The sequence below is a fragment of the Paenibacillus sp. JT22N1 genome (assembly GCF_059692155.1).
Map to the genome: position 1 here is coordinate 466,871 of NZ_JCAUAW010000002.1, position 17,375 is coordinate 484,245.

General features: G+C 47.7%; 14 protein-coding genes. 3 read left to right on the forward strand and 11 right to left on the reverse strand.

Features of this window, described 5'->3' with window-relative positions:
• Positions 1 to 162: 162 nt before the first annotated feature.
• Both AC58UU_RS05710 and AC58UU_RS05715 read left to right on the forward strand, forming a co-directional pair.
• A complete protein-coding gene (locus AC58UU_RS05710) occupies positions 163 to 1,575 on the forward strand; it encodes a GMC oxidoreductase (RefSeq protein WP_497313785.1) in 1,413 nt (470 codons plus the stop codon).
• A 34-nt stretch (positions 1,576 to 1,609) separates the two neighbouring features.
• On the forward strand, positions 1,610 to 3,085 hold the full coding sequence (locus AC58UU_RS05715; RefSeq protein WP_497313786.1) for a GMC oxidoreductase: 1,476 nt from the start codon (positions 1,610 to 1,612) through the stop codon (positions 3,083 to 3,085).
• 30 nt (positions 3,086 to 3,115) lie between these two features.
• Here the strand turns inward: AC58UU_RS05715 and AC58UU_RS05720 are convergent, their stop codons facing one another.
• From AC58UU_RS05720 to AC58UU_RS05735, 4 genes are read right to left on the reverse strand one after another with little or no spacing between them, the layout of a single operon-like run.
• On the reverse strand, positions 3,116 to 4,222 hold the full coding sequence (locus tag AC58UU_RS05720) for a GerAB/ArcD/ProY family transporter (RefSeq protein WP_497313788.1): 1,107 nt from the start codon (positions 4,220 to 4,222) through the stop codon (positions 3,116 to 3,118).
• A 23-nt stretch (positions 4,223 to 4,245) separates the two neighbouring features.
• Positions 4,246 to 4,473 (reverse strand): hypothetical protein, encoded by a 228-nt coding sequence (locus AC58UU_RS05725; RefSeq protein ID WP_497313790.1) that lies wholly within the window; start codon positions 4,471 to 4,473, stop codon positions 4,246 to 4,248.
• Positions 4,474 to 4,524: 51 nt separating this feature from the next.
• Positions 4,525 to 5,697 (reverse strand): Ger(x)C family spore germination protein, encoded by a 1,173-nt coding sequence (locus AC58UU_RS05730; protein ID WP_497313792.1) that lies wholly within the window; start codon positions 5,695 to 5,697, stop codon positions 4,525 to 4,527.
• 3 nt (positions 5,698 to 5,700) lie between these two features.
• Positions 5,701 to 7,290 carry a spore germination protein gene (locus tag AC58UU_RS05735; protein WP_497313794.1) on the reverse strand — a complete coding sequence of 530 codons (1,590 nt, stop codon included), beginning with the start codon at positions 7,288 to 7,290 and terminating at the stop codon, positions 5,701 to 5,703.
• Positions 7,291 to 7,496: 206 nt separating this feature from the next.
• On the opposite strand from AC58UU_RS05735, the gene AC58UU_RS05740 reads away from it, so the two are divergent.
• Complete coding sequence (locus AC58UU_RS05740; protein WP_497313796.1) at positions 7,497 to 8,627, forward strand: NADH:flavin oxidoreductase; 1,131 nt, start codon at positions 7,497 to 7,499, stop codon at positions 8,625 to 8,627.
• A 72-nt stretch (positions 8,628 to 8,699) separates the two neighbouring features.
• On the opposite strand, the gene AC58UU_RS05745 is transcribed toward AC58UU_RS05740, so the two are convergent.
• From AC58UU_RS05745 to AC58UU_RS05775, 7 genes are all read right to left on the reverse strand, one after another.
• Positions 8,700 to 9,920 (reverse strand): MFS transporter, encoded by a 1,221-nt coding sequence (locus tag AC58UU_RS05745; RefSeq protein ID WP_497313798.1) that lies wholly within the window; start codon positions 9,918 to 9,920, stop codon positions 8,700 to 8,702.
• 100 nt (positions 9,921 to 10,020) lie between these two features.
• On the reverse strand, positions 10,021 to 11,112 hold the full coding sequence (locus tag AC58UU_RS05750; RefSeq protein ID WP_497313800.1) for an LLM class flavin-dependent oxidoreductase: 1,092 nt from the start codon (positions 11,110 to 11,112) through the stop codon (positions 10,021 to 10,023).
• Positions 11,113 to 11,131: 19 nt separating this feature from the next.
• Positions 11,132 to 11,608 (reverse strand): GNAT family N-acetyltransferase, encoded by a 477-nt coding sequence (locus AC58UU_RS05755; RefSeq protein ID WP_497313801.1) that lies wholly within the window; start codon positions 11,606 to 11,608, stop codon positions 11,132 to 11,134.
• Positions 11,609 to 12,040: 432 nt separating this feature from the next.
• Entirely contained in the window at positions 12,041 to 12,436 is a 396-nt protein-coding gene (locus tag AC58UU_RS05760; RefSeq protein WP_497313803.1) for a hypothetical protein, read from the reverse strand.
• A 26-nt stretch (positions 12,437 to 12,462) separates the two neighbouring features.
• Positions 12,463 to 13,746, reverse strand: coding sequence for a diaminobutyrate--2-oxoglutarate transaminase (gene ectB, locus AC58UU_RS05765; RefSeq protein ID WP_497313805.1), 1,284 nt, complete (start codon positions 13,744 to 13,746; stop codon positions 12,463 to 12,465).
• 50 nt (positions 13,747 to 13,796) lie between these two features.
• The gene (locus AC58UU_RS05770) at positions 13,797 to 15,578 is read right to left on the reverse strand and encodes an ABC transporter ATP-binding protein (protein WP_497313807.1); all 1,782 of its coding nucleotides are present in this window, start codon (positions 15,576 to 15,578) and stop codon (positions 13,797 to 13,799) included.
• A gap of 3 nt (positions 15,579 to 15,581) precedes the next feature.
• Complete coding sequence (locus tag AC58UU_RS05775; RefSeq protein ID WP_497313808.1) at positions 15,582 to 17,363, reverse strand: ABC transporter ATP-binding protein; 1,782 nt, start codon at positions 17,361 to 17,363, stop codon at positions 15,582 to 15,584.
• Positions 17,364 to 17,375 lie beyond the last annotated feature (12 nt).

The following is a 17,375-nucleotide window of genomic DNA, read 5'->3' on the forward strand; positions in this document are numbered from 1 at the left end:
TATTGTGAACTAGAAAATCTCTTGTCGGTAAATCCAAATATTTCTAATCCCGATTTAAATTTGGTTGCGGATGTTCAAATAAAACTACCCGCCCCGCTGTTACATGTGCGGAAGATCCATGATGACGTTGTTTCGCGCCCTCCCGAACCATCAGGCCCCCCTTTGGATCAATGGATTCCCCTGACTTCAGTCGAGCAAATGGCAAAGACCGATTATGATGTACTTATCATCGGCAGCGGGGCAGGGGGTGGAGCCGCTCTTTGGAGACTATGCGAACAATGGGGGCAGAACGGCAAGAAGATCGGAATGATCGAGGCCGGAGACTTGTTATTGCCGACTCATTCGTTTAATGTGCCCACTTTAAATGAACAGCGCGTAATCGAATACTGGGGGCGGGTTGCAGATTATGCCGGAGATAGATGGCCGGATTTTCAGAAGGCGAAAATCGTCAGAGGCTTAGGCGGAAGAACCCTGATATGGTATGGTTTGTCCCCCCGTTTTGATCCTACAGCGTTCAGAACGTGGCCGATCACCTATAAGGATCTTGTTCCCTATTATACGATCGCAGAAAAAATAATGAATGTGACCAACCTTTACACCAAAGGTTCCGCTCTGCAGGAAATGCTTATCGAACGCCTTCTAATGAATGGTTTTCCGGAGACAACAGATGTTCCTTTAGCCACAGATCTTGCAGGCACGAAATACGGGCAGGTCCACTCAAATGTTTATTTCAGTTCCATTGATTTTCTTGCATACGCCTTAAATATCCGAAAATTTGATTTGTCCGTAAATACACGCGCCGTGCAAATTTTAACGAATAAAGGGAAAGCCACGGGCGTCAAGGTTATTACCGCAGATAAACAAACATATACGCTAACTGCCAAGACGGTCATCGTCTCCGCAAGCACCTGGGAAACCCCGCGCCTTCTGCTTAATTCCAATATCCCTGGCGAAGCGATCGGGAAATATTTGGCGCTCCATCCTATGTTACTTGCGACTGGAACTGTTAACCGGGATTTATTCCCGGAAGTATTTGGCGTCGCTCTCCTTTTTCTTCCGGGTTCTGTTGAGCGGAACTATCAGCTCCAGATTTTCAACGATTATTATTACGACTTTACAGAAAAACCTCTTCTAAAAAAAGAGCCTATGGAAATGCACGGTTATGGAATTGTGGAACCGCGGGCAGACAATTACGTCAGTCTTGACCCGAAACAACGAGATGCTTACGGCGTCCCCCTGCTTAACGTACAATTTTCTTACAGCGATAAGGATCGGGCAATTCACCGAGAAATGCATGATTCTCTAATAGCCTACGCCTCAGCAGCGGGATTATCACTGGATAGTCCGCCCCAGCTGACACCGCCCGGAAATGACAGCCACGAGGCCGGAACGTGCCGAATGGGGGACAATCCCGCTACTTCCGTCACCAACCGCTTTGGTCAAGTACATGGCATATCCGGTCTTTACATAGCCGACAACAGCGTTCTAAATCTGACTTCGCCAGCAAATCCTACGCTTACCACTGTCGCACTGGCCATTCGTACAGTAGATCATATCGTCGCTCAAATGAAATAGCACATCCATTTTGTCTGAAGGGAGGGAGATTAAATTGACCGAAAACAGCGATGCCACTACCTATCAGTCACAACCTGCAAAGATGCCGTGGATTCCCTTGACTCCGATCGAGAAAATGGCTGAAACCGATTATGACGTGCTTATTGTCGGCAGCGGCGCAGGAGGCGGGGCAGCTCTCTGGAGATTAATCGAACAATCGAAAAATAACGGCATGCGGATCGGGATGATCGAGGCCGGGGATCTTTTGCTGCCGACCCATGCTCATAATTTGCCTACTTTCGATCAAACGAGGTTTACTCAATTTATTGATAGTCCTCGTTATGCAGAACCAATCGGGAAATTATGGCCGGATTATCCGGGGGCGAGAATATTTAGAGCTTTGGGCGGAAGAACCCTTCACTGGTATTTAATGTGTCCACGTTTGCTTCCCGAAGAAATCAAATCTTGGCCGATTTCCTATCAAGAACTGCTTCCCTATTACCTAACCGCTGAACAAATCATGAATGTAACCGGTGCATACGCTAAGGGATCCGCACTTCAGGAAAAGCTTCTCCATCGACTTCGCTTCGGCGGATTTCCAGATGCAACTGACCTTCCTATGGCTGTTGATCTTGATGTTACCCGATACGGTCAGCTCCATTCGAATGTCTTTTTTAGTTCCATTATATTCATGGCTTACGCTCTCAATATAAAACCCTTTGATCTGGCCGTAAATACGCGGGCGGTACAGGTTCTCACCGAGAGAGGAAGAGCCGCAGGCGTGAAAGTGGTTACTTCCGAAGGTAAAACCTGCACCATCAGAGCTAAGACGGTAATCCTTTCCGCCAGTACCTTTGAAACGCCGCGTATTCTACTGAACTCCAATATTCCCGGAGAAGCCATTGGCAGATATTTGGTTAACCAACCCACAGTCATTGCGGCGGCAAAAATAAACCGCAATCAATTTCCCGAAGTGTTGGGAAATGCGGCTATCATGGTTCCAAGTGCGGCAGATCGGAAATATATGTTCTTCACTTTAGGGACGGATCCTTTGGATTATTGGTGGTACCATTATAAAGAAAGAAAACTTCTTGACGAACTACGACTTGGATTTTTTGGCTTGGCAACTCTTGAACCGCGATTCGAAAACCATGTCAGCCTCGATCCGATCAGACGCGATTCATTCGGAGTGCCTTTATTAAAGGTGCAATTTTCGTATAGTTCTCAGGATAAAACCGTTATCCGCGAGCTGACGGCTTCAATTCGAAGGGCCGCCGCAGCAATGGGTATGGATTTTTACGAAAACCCTAGTCTCCTACCTCCCGGTCTTGACAATCATGAGGCGGGAACGTGCCGAATGGGCGATAATCCTGCCACCTCGGCAACAAACCAGTATGGGCAAATCCACGGCGTACCCGGTCTCTATGTGGCTGATAACAGCGTATTGCCGCTTACCGGAGCAGCTAACCCGACATTGACAACCGTTGCTTTGGCAATTCGCACAGCGGATTATATCCTTTCACAATATTAGGAATGAGCAGCCACTTGGTACAATCATGTACTATCTTGATGCTTGCTTCTGCCGGCTCTTAAACGCAGTGACAATCGTCAGCACAAGAATGGGAACAACGCCAGTCACCGTTATTAATAAAGGCCATACAGTCCCAACATGTTCCATAAATTCCAAGTCGTTCCGGAACATTGTTAACGAGAGCAGCAGCGCCACAAACGTTATCGGAAAAATCAGGATCCGTTCATCCTGTAACCGGAATAATTGGGATAACCCCAAATTGATCGCGAACAGCACAATGCTTGCTTTCATATAAGAGCCGACGATCAAGGCCAAGCCAATCACAGATTCGACCCGTTCAATAACTTCCGCGAGTTCAATCATACGCGCAAGAGTAAATAAGGAAAACTTAATATTCGCGGCCAGCGGCCCTAGCGCCATGATCGTGCATACAATGACCAAGCTTAGCGAAATCCCGCTAATGAGAAGCACGAAGAACATAAATTTACCCAAAGGCTCTTGGTCCTGTCTAGCAAACGGAAGAACCATCGAAAACAGGATCATTTCTGCGTAAGGAAATCCCCAAGCGATATATGCACCATGCAGAACCGGTTTGAAACCATCCGGAAATAAGGGCATTAGCAGCTCTACGTTGTAATTAGGAATCATTAAAAGCATAACTGCCACGCTGAACAAAAAAATCGTGATAACCAGCAAAGTGAACATCCTCGCCATGACCTCAATACCCGATCGCACGGTCATAGCCGCAGTGAAAAGTATAAATAGGTGAAAGACATAGGTGGGCGTTTCCCTCATCATCGTGCTCTTGAAAAATCCGCCGATGTCTCCCACAATATCAGCCAGCATGTCGATGAATATCAATAAGAAAGGAACAGCAATTATAACGGTCATCACCCTTCCGAGGGCCTGCCGACTGTATTGGATGAGCGTTAGATCAGGATATTTCCGATGCAGATAAAGGATACAGAACAACAAAAGCATCCCGAGTCCATTAGCCATCCACAGCGACATCCATGCGGCGTTTTTCGCAGCCCCAGTCAAAGGTGCCGGTATATTGACAATTGCCGAACCGGTTAGAAAGGAGAGAAATAGCGTCGCCATTTGCCGCGAACTGACCGAAATCCGCTTATTCATCATTACCGTACACCTCACATTAACCGTTAAGATGGAAGTTTGACCGACTCCACAATGCGTTTTGCCGGTTCTTTCAAAAAGAAATGAAACCATTCGTCCAGATTCGGCCAGCGCAGTTCTAGCGCATAGATAAGACTGGGATACAGAGCGGCGATCATCAACATACCATACACGAGCCGCTCCCTGCGGCTTGTATTCTTCAGTTTCAGGAAGTCATAAGCAAAAATGGCGATGTATATCACAATCAACATCATTATTTTCTGGACCAAGCTTATCTCCCCATTCGTCCGCATTGCAAGGCAGTACTATTTGGCTACCGGTATACCAAGGTTCGCACCCGTATTAATTACGCTCACCTCAACCTCAAAGGTAAATGGAATACTGGCAAACCGCTCTTCCCAATTCGGCTTCCAACGCTTCCATAGTGCAGGATCTTGGCGGTATACGCGATTTCCAATTCCAATCACATCCAATTTTTGTTCTTGGAAATAAGCTATGGTACTTTTTAAATCCCGCTCGACTAGCTTTTTGACTCTTTCATTATACTTCGCTACATCTTCCGGGGTTATCAGGGTCGTACAGACGAGTTCACCGGAATAGCCTTTTATTTTGGTCGATACATGGACGGTAGCCGAATCTCCCTTGATCTTCACGTCCAGTTTCGTCTTGGCCGACTCCACTTCAATGGCTTCCGCTTTCTTCATTTTCTTTTTACTCTCCCCCGGACAAGCCAATTGGATAATGCCGAATCTATATTTGTCCATCAGTATCAGCAGACTTTCGATTTTTTTGGATGAAATCGTATTAATCAATTTCCCCTTCTTCATCAGCGCCAGTCCGGTAACAGGAGAGGTGGCCGGCTTATTCTTTGGGTCAAAGTAGAGGTACGGTATTGCGGCGACGCCCGTTTCACCTTTCAGTTCCATCATCAGATCCAAAAAGGAGGTTTTTAAGGATTTGCCTGTATATTCGTAAGCCATTCTTTCCGACTCCCGCAACTGCTGACCCATGGTCGATTCAATAAACGGCTTGCTTTTTTTCAAATAAAGGTCGGCCCTATCTTTACCAATCATGACGCTGACTGTCGACCGCGGTTCGTGATCCCGTGCAAAAAAATCAACGATTTCTCCGATATTCCGTTTTTTGGCAATCTCTTCCCCAATGATCAGGACCCGCATATGGCTCCACTGTGCTTTTCGGCCGAAATGGATGGTCATATCGCGGATTGCTTCAAACACGGTAATGTCTTTTGTTTTTATATTGATCAAACTTTGACCGGATGGTCCTCCGGCTTGCCCTTTGCCTACTGAGGTCGGCTTATAGAATTGGATTGTCAGTTCTATGTTTTTACCGTCCTCCGCAAGATCAATCGCAATTCCCTGAACAAAGGCGTATGTGTCCAACTCCATTCTATTCCAGCATCCCGTTAAGAGGGTAAGGAGCACAAAAGTTAAAGCTGCGAAGCCGAACGTTCTCACCGTTCAACCTTCTTTCTTGGTTTCTGCATACCGATTATGCTGATGTCGGTTTCGCGGCGAGCGAAACAGGGATTTCAGGGGCGCTCGGACAAACACATCTCGCAATTGCCGTGGGCGAAGCGGTCCCAAAGGGGCCAGATAGGGCTGACCCAACGAGCGCAAGCTCGTCATATGCAGCAGAATCCACAGGAGCCCGATCATGAGCCCGAACCCACCCAATGAAGCGCAAAGGAACATCAACGGAATACGTAGGATCCGGACGGCAAGGGTGAGATTAAATTGCGGGAGCGAGAATTTGGCGATCCCGGTAAGGGCTACCACGACGACCATGATCGGGGAAGCGATGCCTGCGTTGATGGCCGCTTCGCCGATAACCAGCGCCCCCACGATACTCACGGCAGAGCCGACGGGACGCGGCAGACGAATGCCCGCTTCGACCAGGATTTCGAAGAAGAAGGTCATGAGCAGCGCCTCTATAAAGGCTGGAAAGGGAATTCCTTCGCGTGTATTGAGAATCGCAAGCAGCAGCACGGTTGGAATCAATTCGGGACTAAAGGTGGTCAACGCGATATACACGCTAGGAAGCGCCACGGTCAAGATAAAAGCGACCAACCTTAGCAGCCTGATGACGGACGAAAAAACCGTTCTATGGTAATAATCTTCGGGAGACTGCAGAAACTCCATAAAAAGACCGGGACAAATAAGGATCGACGGGCTGCCTGAGACCATTACAATAATCTTCCCGTCCAAGAGAGCGGCAGCAGCAACATCTGGACGTTCCGTAACCCGGAATTGTGGAAACGGTGAATACACCGATTCTTCAAGCAGTTCTTCGATATAGGAGGTTTCCATGATATCTTGTTCTTTGGCAGGCGCAATCCGCTCTTGAAACAGCGCCAATGTTTCCGGGTTCACGTTCCCTTCGATATAACCGTAAGCGACTTCGGTATTCGATTTCCCCCCAGCATTGAAGAGTTCTAATTTAAAATCGGCGGTTTTCAACCGTATCCGGATCAGCCCGATATTTTTTTTCAGATTTTCTACCGTGCTCTCGTGCGGCCCTCGCACCACCGACTCCGTTAGGCTTTCCGTCACTTGTCTCTCTTGAAGCGTTACCGCTCTGAAGCTCAGTGCCTTGTCCCACTGATCGAAAAAGACAACGACGTTTCCCTCTAAAATATCATTAACCGCTTTGTCCATATCTCCGATCGTATGCGCTGTTTCAGATGAAGCCCCATGTTTCTCGAAAAAATTGCTTACATCCTCGGGTGTGATATCTGTGACTGGTCCTATCTGATGACTAACCAGATCCTGCATGGCGGTTTTAAAATAATTTTCCTTTTTGTCCTGAACCAATGTTATACAATAAATGGCCATCGCCTCATATTGGAGATTAGGCCCATAATGCCACGGTATGAAAATGATGTCCTTACAACCCACGAAAATTTGTTCCAAATGCTGTCTGCTTTCAGTCAGTCTCGATGGAATCGGTTCATGTGATTTCAGTGATTCCTGCTTAGCTTCATCCTGTGATATGTCCTTAGTGAATGAACGGGGTGAGTGATGTCTCCTGAATAATTTGATCAAATTCATTCTGACTCCCCTCCCTTATTTCAATTGTATTCGGCTTATATTTTCCCATAATATGTATTGTTATACACGAACAAACTAACAAGGATAATAACAAATTAAAAATAATGTATTCCAATGAATTTAGTCTGAATTTATGATATTCTAAGCTTATCAACGCTGGAGCCGAGGTTCCTTCGATGAAATGATGTTCTAAAGGAGATCGACGTATGACAAATCAGAATAGCCCAGCTAGCTCCGTTTCGGCACATTCCTTATTCGAGCCTTTCCGTGCGGGACATTTAGAATTGGCCAACCGAATAGTAATGGCCCCCATGACACGTGGATTCTCGCCTGGGGGGGTTCCGGGACAAAACGTTGCGGATTATTATCGCCGTCGTGCCGAGCACGGTATCGGACTCATTGTGACAGAAGGAACGCTCATCAACCATCCGGCTGCTGGCGCAAGCCCGAACTGGCCGAATTTTCACGGCGAAGCTGCCTTGCAAGGTTGGGCAAGAGTAGTAGCCGGCGTACACGAGGCTGGAGGTAAAATCATTCCGCAGCTATGGCATGTAGGGACGACACGCAAGGTTGGAAGCGAACCGAATCCTGAAGTGCTTCCCGTAGGCCCTTCCGGACTCGATCTGACGGGAGAGAAGGTGTCTCAGCCACTATCTATAGAAGAAATTGGCGAGCTTGTCGCTGCATATGCGCAAGCCGCTGCCGACGCCAAACGAATCGGATTTGACGGCATCGAGCTGCATGGCGCACATGGTTACTTAATTGACCAATTCTTCTGGGAGAAAACGAATCAGCGTACTGACCTCTACGGTGGAAGCTTGGTTGCCCGCACTCGATTCGCAGTTGAAGTCATCGAGGCTTGCCGGCGTGCAGTCGGCCCCGAATTTCCTATCGTTTTCAGATTCTCCCAGTGGAAGAGTTCTGATTATGCAGCCAAGTTAGCGAACACACCGGAGGAACTTGCGCAATTCTTGGCTCCATTGGTTAATGCCGGTGTCGATGTGTTCCACTGCTCAACCCGTCGATTCTGGGAACCTGAATTTGAAGGTTCATCTCTGAACCTTGCGGGCTGGACCAAGAAGCTGACGGGCAAACCGACCATCACCGTTGGCTCCATCGGATTGGATGTTGATTTCACAAAGCTATTCCGTGAAGGCGCCGGCGCGAATGCTGTGCCTCTTGGAAATCTGTTGGAGCGATTAGAACAAGGTGAATTTGACTTGGTCGCTGTCGGCCGCGCTTTACTGCATGATCCCGAATGGGCCAATAAGATTCGCGATGGCCGCATGAATGAGCTGCTGCCCTTCACGCCAGAATCAACCAAGACTCTCTATTAATTACGGGTCTCCTATAGATGGCTCCTATATTCATTGGGAGTCATTTTTTTATGTCCATTGGTAAAAACACCCTCAACCAGGCAACCTCTGTTCAACTCGCTTAGAGTCAACCATCTTCATCGTCAAGGCCGTTCCAAGCAATGTAACACCAGTAATGAGAAAGACGAATTGGATACCGATCCATCCACCGAGCACACCCCCAAGCAAAGGACCAACCACAATACCGAACTGACTCGACGATTGGTTCAGGCTGACAGCCCTTCCTCGGAAATCAGCCTCTGAATATTTGACGATGAGTGCATTCAACGCTGGGTAAACGGCTGCAAAAAACAGCCCATAACTGAAACGCAGGATGCCAAAGCCGACAAGATGATGAACGCCGAGCTGCAGCAGATTGCCTATACCACCTCCTAGTAACCCAATAAAGAGTATTTTGTCATACCCGATTCGCCCGCCAATTATCCCCCAGCGAGGGCCCATAATGACTGTAGCAATGCCTACTGCTGAGAAAACAATGCCCGAGCTGAGCGAAGCGTTGTTTATACTGCCCCCGATTTGCCCCACATAGATCGTCAGCAGCGGCTCCAAAATCATGACCGAAGTAGAGACTAGTAAAGTTAGCCCAAATATTCGCATCAATCGTGTGTTACCGGCAGCTTGTTTAAGATCCTTGATGACACTGGTACGAGTCCCATCATGTCGCTCATGAACCTCTTTAACACCAACTAGGACGATGAAAGCGGAAACTAAAGTAATGAGGCCCGACGCCACGAAACACGCCCGCAATCCCAGCCAATGACTTAGCAAGCCTCCCGCGAGCGGTCCAAGAATTCCCCCTGCTGCAGAAGACGTTGATATGACGCCCAGTGCGTAACCGACGTGCTTCTCCGGTGTATTCGTGCCAACTAAAGCGATGGAAGCAGGACTAAAGCCTGCCATAAGTCCTTGAAAAATTCGAACAAGCATGAAAGTCAAAGGATCATGAACAAAAAAGTTGGCAAAATGTGCCACACTTAAACCTATACCGGAGCGAACAAGCATAGGCTTCCGGCCATATTTATCGGCGAGTGATCCCCAAAAGGGTGCACACAAACCACTAATCAGAAAGCTGATCGAAATGGAAACACCCGACCAAGCTTCCAGCCCGCTTTGAATCCCTAGGTCATTTTGCAAAAAAATAGGAAAAAAAGGCACCGAAAGGGTAAACGCCATGTGGTTAAAAAATAAACCCAGCCATAACATATATAGATTGCGTTTCCAGTAGCGCTCCATGTGCCACCACCTTTTTTTCATTATTTTCTATGTCCAAAAAATGAAATAGCCCCATCCTTTGCCACAAATGGATGGAGCTTCATTTTCTTGCTTATTCGTTGTCCGGTTCTATGTAGATATTTCATATCTTTCTAGCCGGCAACACCTTGAAAACATCTTGTTGCAGCGTCGGCGTTTTACTGTCCCATACTTTACTGGGAATCTCGCGTCGCAGTACTGGCACAACTTCGGTGGCAAATCGCTCAACCTGCTCGCGCTGCTCAGCTTCGGTCAATCCGTCCACGCTGATGCTGACCACTTGCTGCCCGTAGGCCGCATGGTAGTTTAAGATCTTCTCGGTAACGTTCTCAGGACTGCCTACTAGGATAGGCCCGTTCTTAATATTGTCCTCGAGGTCTTTGAAGGGTGTGTTGTTGACCTGCGATGCCGTGGTGGCGTGAAAAGCATCATAGTATGGGCGATAGCGTTTGATCGCCTCCTCGGTGGTGTTCGCCAGATACAAACTACCAAAACCCGAACCAACAATTGCATCCTGGGGATCATGGCCATAATAGGCCAAACGCTCGCGATAGTGGTCGATTAACGCTTTGTATTTGGCCTGCGGGTGAAACGTATTGGAGGAAAAAATCGGTTCGCCATATTTCGCAGCCAACTCGGTGGATAGCGTACTTGATGCACTGCCATGCCACACCGGGATTGGCTTCTGTAAGGGTCTTGGCTGTGTTGTGACGCCTTCCAGCGGTGTACGGTAGCGCCCTTGCCAAGTGACATTCTCTTCATTCCACAAGCGCTTCAGGAGTGCATATCGCTCAGCAAGGGATTCCCATTGCTCCTCCTCGGTAATCCCGAAAAGCGGATAGTGGCGCGGGTCATTACCTTTGCCGATGATCAACTCGATTCGCCCTCCCGAGAGATGATCGAGTGTGGCGTAGTCCTCAGCAACGCGCACAGGGTCTAGTACGCTTAGAACCGTAACCGTAGTTAGCAAGCGGATTCGTGAGGTTCTGGCAGCAATCGCTGTCAGGATAACCGGCGGCGAAGAGGACAAGAATGGTGCACCATGCCGCTCACCAACACCGTAAGCTTCAAAGCCAAGCTCTTCGGCAAGGACGGCCTGTTTCAGCACGTTTTCAAATTTCTGTTGGGTAGTCAAGGTTTCCCCGCTTACAGCGTTGGGGATATTCATCATGAGGCTAAACAAAGCAAATTTCATCTTATGTAATCCCCCATCATTATGTTTTGCCGGGAACGAGAGTCAAATCCTTCTGATAGGCAAGTACGAGATCCCAATTTCCGCTGAAGATCGGAATACGGTAATATCCAACCCGTTCATAGAGCGCAGCCGCTTCCGGTTGTTTGGGACCGGTTTGCAACTTAATGCTGCTGTAGCCAAACTCGATCGCCAGGCGATCAATTTCGGCAAGAATCGCTTGCGCTACTCCCTTACGTCGGTGGTCAGCGCGTGTATACATCCGTTTGACTTCTACCGTAGAGTCATCCAATGGGCGCAACGCGCCGCATCCAACAGGATGACCTTCAAAACGGGCAACCACAAAAGCAGCACGCGGCACTTCAACATCAGATGGATTGAAACCTGCACTTCCATCAGAGTCATAGAGTACTCCCAGCTCCGCGCTCAGTTCCCTGATCAATTGCTGTGAGTCTCTACTTCGAACATCCTCGGGAGCAGCAGTAATCTTCGGGCTCATAGTTCCACTCCTTCTTTATTCCATTATACATATTGGTTTTATTGGTATTTCCTATTTAATAAATTTACCATCTCTATGAAAGAGCGTCTAATAAGTCTTTTCTATTCAAAAAATCAATACTTCTATCAACTAGCATCCACTCCATTGCAGGAAATAAAAAAGCATGGATTCAATATCCAGGCTTCCGGATTACCAGTCTTCCACGATCTAAACGACCAAACCCTAGTACTTACATGCCTCATCGTGTTCGAACCGGGCCAGGGGTAGCGCCATATAAGCGATCAAAACATCGTGAAGACCATCATCGCCATGAAGCGCAGGGATATTCTCTGGACATCCGATGTCTGCGGATAACATAGCTAAGATTATTTATACGGAATAGTTTCTTCCAATGAATTTGAAGAACCCCAGGAAGTTATCCTGGGGTTCTTCCTAAAAGCTCAAAAATGCATGCCATATGAATATGACAAACCAAATAACAAAAAGACAATCCGTCACTAAAAAAGTTGTATTAATAGAAATGCTTTTCTTATGGTTATTTCTAATACTCAAATGATCTTGCTTACATGTATCATTACCTTCATTATTCAATAATCGTACTTTCAATTTGTTTAAATGATTAGATGCATAAAGTAAAGCAGAGATTGAAACAAACGGCCATAAGAATAAAGCTATTAACAATACGGCTAATGCATTCATTAAGTACTCATTTGGTAAAACAATCTTCCATTTAATGATTAGCATGGCTACAAGATTAAAAGTAAGAATACCTAGGCCCAGATAACCTATTATTATTCCTTTTTTCTTATTTCTCATATCAATCTCCATATCGTCGCTTTCCTGCAATTTGGCTATCAGATTAAAGCGTGCTGCCTTAATTCTGATCTCTCAAAGCATTCTTGAACCGCCTGTCTCAAAATGCTGCAGCCCTGTTCAAGCTCCTCCATCGATATAGTTAACGGGGGCATCAGCTTGATGACAGCGTCTTGACGGCCCACCCTTTCCAAAATGAGTCCCAACTCATAACAGCGGCTGGCAATTTCTTTGGAAATGTTCTCATATTTGCTTGCGGACACATCAACGCCCCAGAGCAAACCCATTCCCCGGATCTGGATATCCTCGCTTAACGGAGCGATTTCCTCCTGCAAAAACCGACTGACAAAATGAGCTTTCTGGTGAATCTCAGCTTCTAAGTTATATAACTCCCTGTACTCCAGTGCTGCAGTTGCTCCGACAAACGCAAGTTGGTTGCCTCGGAAAGTCCCCGTATGCTCCCCAGGATTCCAGACATCCAATTCCGGCTTTAACAAGGTAATGGCCATCGGGAGACCATAGCCACTGATTGATTTGGACAACACAACAAGATCTGGAACGATTCCCGCACGTTCAAAGGAGAAAAATGGACCTGTTCGGCCGCAGCCAACCTGAATTTCATCGCAAATGAGCAAAATGTCATGACGGGTACACAGATCGCGAAGACGCTGCATCCACTCGATTGGCGCTTCATTCAGGCCTCCCTCCGCTTGCACGGTTTCAAAGATGATGGCGGCCGGCTTGTCGATACCGGAATGGTCATCCGTCAGCACCTCATCTATATATTTGATTGTGTCAAATGTACTCATGTAACCGCATGGAAAAGGCATAAAGGAAACATTGTGTAAATCCGTACCCGCCGCCAATCTGTGGTACAGGTTGCTGGTTACGGATAAGCTGCCAAGCGACATACCGTGAAAAGCCCCCATAAAGGAGAAAATACCCGAGCGTCCTTTGACTTTGCGAGCCAACTTTAACGCCGCTTCCACAGCATTCGTTCCGGTCGGGCCGCAAAATTGAACTTTATAATCAAGCTCTCTCGGCTTCAAAATGAGCTCTGAAAATGTATGCAGAAACGTCTCTTTCGCCGAAGTAAACATATCGAGTCCATGGGAGATGCCGTCCGATTCCAAATATTCGACCAGCTTACTTTTGATGTAATCATTATTGTGACCGTAATTCAAAGCGCCTGCTCCCGCAAAAAAGTCGATAAACGTTCTACCGGACTCCGCATACAGCATAGAACCTTTTGCTTTCGTGAACACATCGGGAAAAGACCTGCAGTAAGAACGTACATTCGACTCCATTTTTTCAAAAATAGACATGAACTCCACTCCTCTTATCTTTCGATTGATTTCATGAAAGCGTCCTTCTCTTAAGCGGTCACCGGTTCCGTCTCGTGCTCTTTGTGCGATTGCTGCCGGTACAGCTTTGCATATATTCCTTCTCTGGACAAGAGCTGCTCGTGGCTTCCCTTTTCCATTACGACACCTTGTTCCATCACATAAATGACGTCCGCCTGTTCGACAGTAGATAGCCGATGAGCGATCATCAGGGTCGTCCTGTTTTTCATCAATGTATGTAAAGCACTTTGTACCCAAAACTCGGATTCAGCATCTAGCGCTGAGGTAGCCTCATCGAGCAGGAGAATCGGGGCGTTTTTAAGCAAGGCCCGGGCAATGGCAATTCGCTGACGCTGTCCTCCGGATAACGAAGTTCCCCGCTCGCCAACCATCGTATCGTAACCGTCTGTCAGCTCCATAATAAATTCATGCGCATAAGCCGCTGTTGCCGCATCCTTCAACTCTTGATCCGTGGCATCGGGTTTGCCGAATCGGATGTTATCGCCAATCGTACCGTGAAACAAATAAGGATCCTGTGGAACATACGCAGTTAGATCCCGGATTTCGGAAAGCTTATAATGACCCAGCGGCTTGCCAAGCATGCGGATCGTCCCGCCCTTAGGCGGATAGAAGCCGAGAAACAGCTTCATGACTGTGCTTTTACCGCTGCCACTGGCGCCAACGAGGGCGGCTACCTGACCTTTCTGCACCGAAAGTGTACTCCCGGATAAAATGCCAGCAGCAGTACCGTAATCGAAGATCACGTCACTCATTTCCAATTCTGCACTTGGAATCGCCTCTTGCTCGCTGCCCTGCGGAGGTACGGACGAATACCGGTCCGGTTCCGCCCTTTCATCAAGCAGCTCGAATACGCGTGCGGCCCCGGCAAATGAATGCTGTATCAGAGAAACGATGCTGCCCAGCTGCAGAAATACCATCGAAACACCCGTTTGCAGCTGTATGATTTGCCCTAGAACGCCGAGCTCAATCATGTTTTGCGAATACATGATAATCCCAACAACGAGCATTCCGCCTAAGCTCATGAAGTTAATCAGGAAATTCACTGCTTCAAGCAAACCCGTTTGATGCCCCTGCTTCATCGCTGAGGCTGTGACCTCCCCATTCATATCATGGAAACGCTTCGTTACCGTACGATGAAGAGAGAACATCTTAATCACTTGTAGGCCGGCAAGCAGATCTGACAAACGTTCGGTCAAACCGCCGGTTTGCGCTTGAAATCGGTCGCTTATTTTTCGTAAAGGCCTTGCGAAGCGCGTGTTAATCAAGACGGACAGCAGACCGAGCACTAACAAAACCAAGGCAAGCCGCCAATCGAGTATAAACATAACGGCCAGGGAGCCGACCAATGTCAAGCATTCTACAATGATCGATTTCAAATGCTCAGTAAACGTTTGTTCCATCAAGTGCATATCATTCGTCGTTCGCGAAACGATATCTCCTGAATGATGGGATTCATAATAGCTCTGCGGAAGCCGTCCCAGCCGTTCGAAAACGAGCAGCCGGATGTCCACCATCGTTTGTTTCACACTGCGATGATACATATAGCTAAAAAACGGCGACAGTGCACTAAGCATGACGAACGTGCCGCCAACGATCCAAACCGCCTTCATGAGATCAGCCTGATCGCGATGAACGGAAAATTCAAGTAAATATTGAATAACAAAAGACATCAGGATAGCAATGCTGGCATTGCTTAAGCTATCTCCGATTAATCCGAAGAAATACCTTTTACGGCGCAGCTGCATAAAAGACATCAGTCGTTTAAATTCCTTGTAGGACTGCCTGAGGAACATGACTTAAGCCCCCTCTCTATCCGCGCTGGCGGTGCCGTCTTGCAGACCAAATTGTTTGAAATACAGCTTCTTGTAAGCACCATTGCTGCGAATTAATTTCTCATGTGTGTTGCATTCCACAATTTGTCCGTCGCTCATAAAAATTACACAATCCGCTTTATCTATCGTTGTCAGACGATGCGTGATGACGAGAACAGCACGGTTTTTCATCACCCTTTCGATCGCTTCCTGAACGATGGCTTCGGAGTGCGAATCGAGTGCGGATGTCGGCTCATCCAGCAGCAGAATCGGTGCATCCTTTAATAGAGCGCGTGCAATTGCGATCCGCTGTTTCTGACCTCCGGACAAGGAACCCCGTTCCCCGATGACCGTTTCATACCCTTCCGGCTGCTGCATAATAAAATCGTGCGCATTCGCTTCTTTGGCTACTCGTTCGATATCGTCACGGGTGGCTTGGAGGTTCCCAAAACCGATGTTCTCGGCAATCGTACCCGGAAACAGGTGCGTGTCCTGAGAGACGAGTGAGATTTGGCTTCGAAGCTGCTTCAGATTCCACTCATTCAGCGGACGACCGAGCACCTTGATCGTACCTTTGCCAGGCGTCAGTTCGTAAAAGCCGCAAAGCAGCTTGAACAGCGTGCTTTTCCCGCAGCCACTGGAGCCTACAAGAGCGATCGTCTGCTGATTTTGCAGCCAAAAGCTTAAACCATTCAGCACATTCGTTTGTCCGTCATAGGAGAACGTGACGTTCTCAAATTCAATCGGTGCCGCATTTAGATCCACATCATGGAATGAGTGGATCTCCTGCTCCACCGACATATCAAGAACATCAAACAACCGCCTGGCTGCCCCGGTCACTTCCTGTACCTGAGCAGACAGCACCGGGATCATGGATATGGGCTGAAGAACAAATGAAAACATATACAAGAAAATGATGATGTTGCCGGATGTCAGCTCGCCTTTTTCAATCAAGTATCCGCCGATGGCGACCATAAAAATGAGCGGTGTTGAAAGCAGTAGAATACTGATTGGCGACATGAGTGCGCGACGCTTTTCGAGCAGCAGGCTTTTGAACAAAACCTGCTGCATCACTTTGCTATACTTTTCGAAAAGCGTATCCTGCCTGTTAAAAGCTTTAACCATCGAGATTCCACCGATCATATCTTGGGTGACCGCATTGGCAGAGCCCAATTGCTCCTGCAGCTGTTCGGAATATTTACTGATCGGCCTGCTCAATATGGCGGTAACGGCAATGCCAACAGGCAGCAGGATGAGACTGAACAGGATCAGCTTCCAACTCGTAAGCAAAAGAATCGTAAGCGCACTAACAAAGACAACCGGCATGTAAAATAGATTGGCAAAATGGTGGATAAAAAAGTTTTGCAGCACGGTCGTATCGTTCGTCAGACGGGATACGAGATCACCCGATTGCTGCTTCTCTACGGTGGAAACCGGCAGGTTCTCCAGATGATTCGCAACCGCATTGCGCAAATCGCGCAGCGCGTAGGCACTAAACCGAGTCGAAGCATATTTGATCAAATACTTCGAGATCACACCGATCAGTGCCATAATGCCAATGAAACCTGCAGAGAACAGCAGTTTATCCGAAGAGCTGTCGACCATTTGCTCAATTAGCTTCCCCATCCCGATATCGACGCCTGCAGCCGTGAGCGAGGTCACAATCGTCAGAAGAACCCAAAAGCTGTAAGGCTTGATGTAGGCCATTAACCGAAAGAAAATCGGCTTCGGTCTTGGTGGCTGCGACTTGCTTTTTCGACTGGCCAAAGTATCGCTCCT

What these genes read in the sequence shown, in the direction of transcription:
- AC58UU_RS05720 (WP_497313788.1), bottom strand. Translation starts at nt 4,222, where the DNA reads ATGATGAATAAGCGGATTTCGGTCAGTTCGCGGCAAATGGCGACGCTA.
- AC58UU_RS05725 (WP_497313790.1), bottom strand. Translation starts at nt 4,473, where the DNA reads ATGATGTTGATTGTGATATACATCGCCATTTTTGCTTATGACTTCCTG.
- AC58UU_RS05735 (WP_497313794.1), bottom strand. Translation starts at nt 7,290, where the DNA reads ATGAATTTGATCAAATTATTCAGGAGACATCACTCACCCCGTTCATTC.
- AC58UU_RS05740 (WP_497313796.1), top strand. Translation starts at nt 7,497, where the DNA reads ATGACAAATCAGAATAGCCCAGCTAGCTCCGTTTCGGCACATTCCTTA.
- AC58UU_RS05745 (WP_497313798.1), bottom strand. Translation starts at nt 9,920, where the DNA reads ATGAAAAAAAGGTGGTGGCACATGGAGCGCTACTGGAAACGCAATCTA.
- AC58UU_RS05750 (WP_497313800.1), bottom strand. Translation starts at nt 11,112, where the DNA reads ATGAAATTTGCTTTGTTTAGCCTCATGATGAATATCCCCAACGCTGTA.
- AC58UU_RS05755 (WP_497313801.1), bottom strand. Translation starts at nt 11,608, where the DNA reads ATGAGCCCGAAGATTACTGCTGCTCCCGAGGATGTTCGAAGTAGAGAC.
- AC58UU_RS05760 (WP_497313803.1), bottom strand. Translation starts at nt 12,436, where the DNA reads ATGGAGATTGATATGAGAAATAAGAAAAAAGGAATAATAATAGGTTAT.
- ectB (WP_497313805.1), bottom strand. Translation starts at nt 13,746, where the DNA reads ATGTCTATTTTTGAAAAAATGGAGTCGAATGTACGTTCTTACTGCAGG.
- AC58UU_RS05770 (WP_497313807.1), bottom strand. Translation starts at nt 15,578, where the DNA reads ATGTTCCTCAGGCAGTCCTACAAGGAATTTAAACGACTGATGTCTTTT.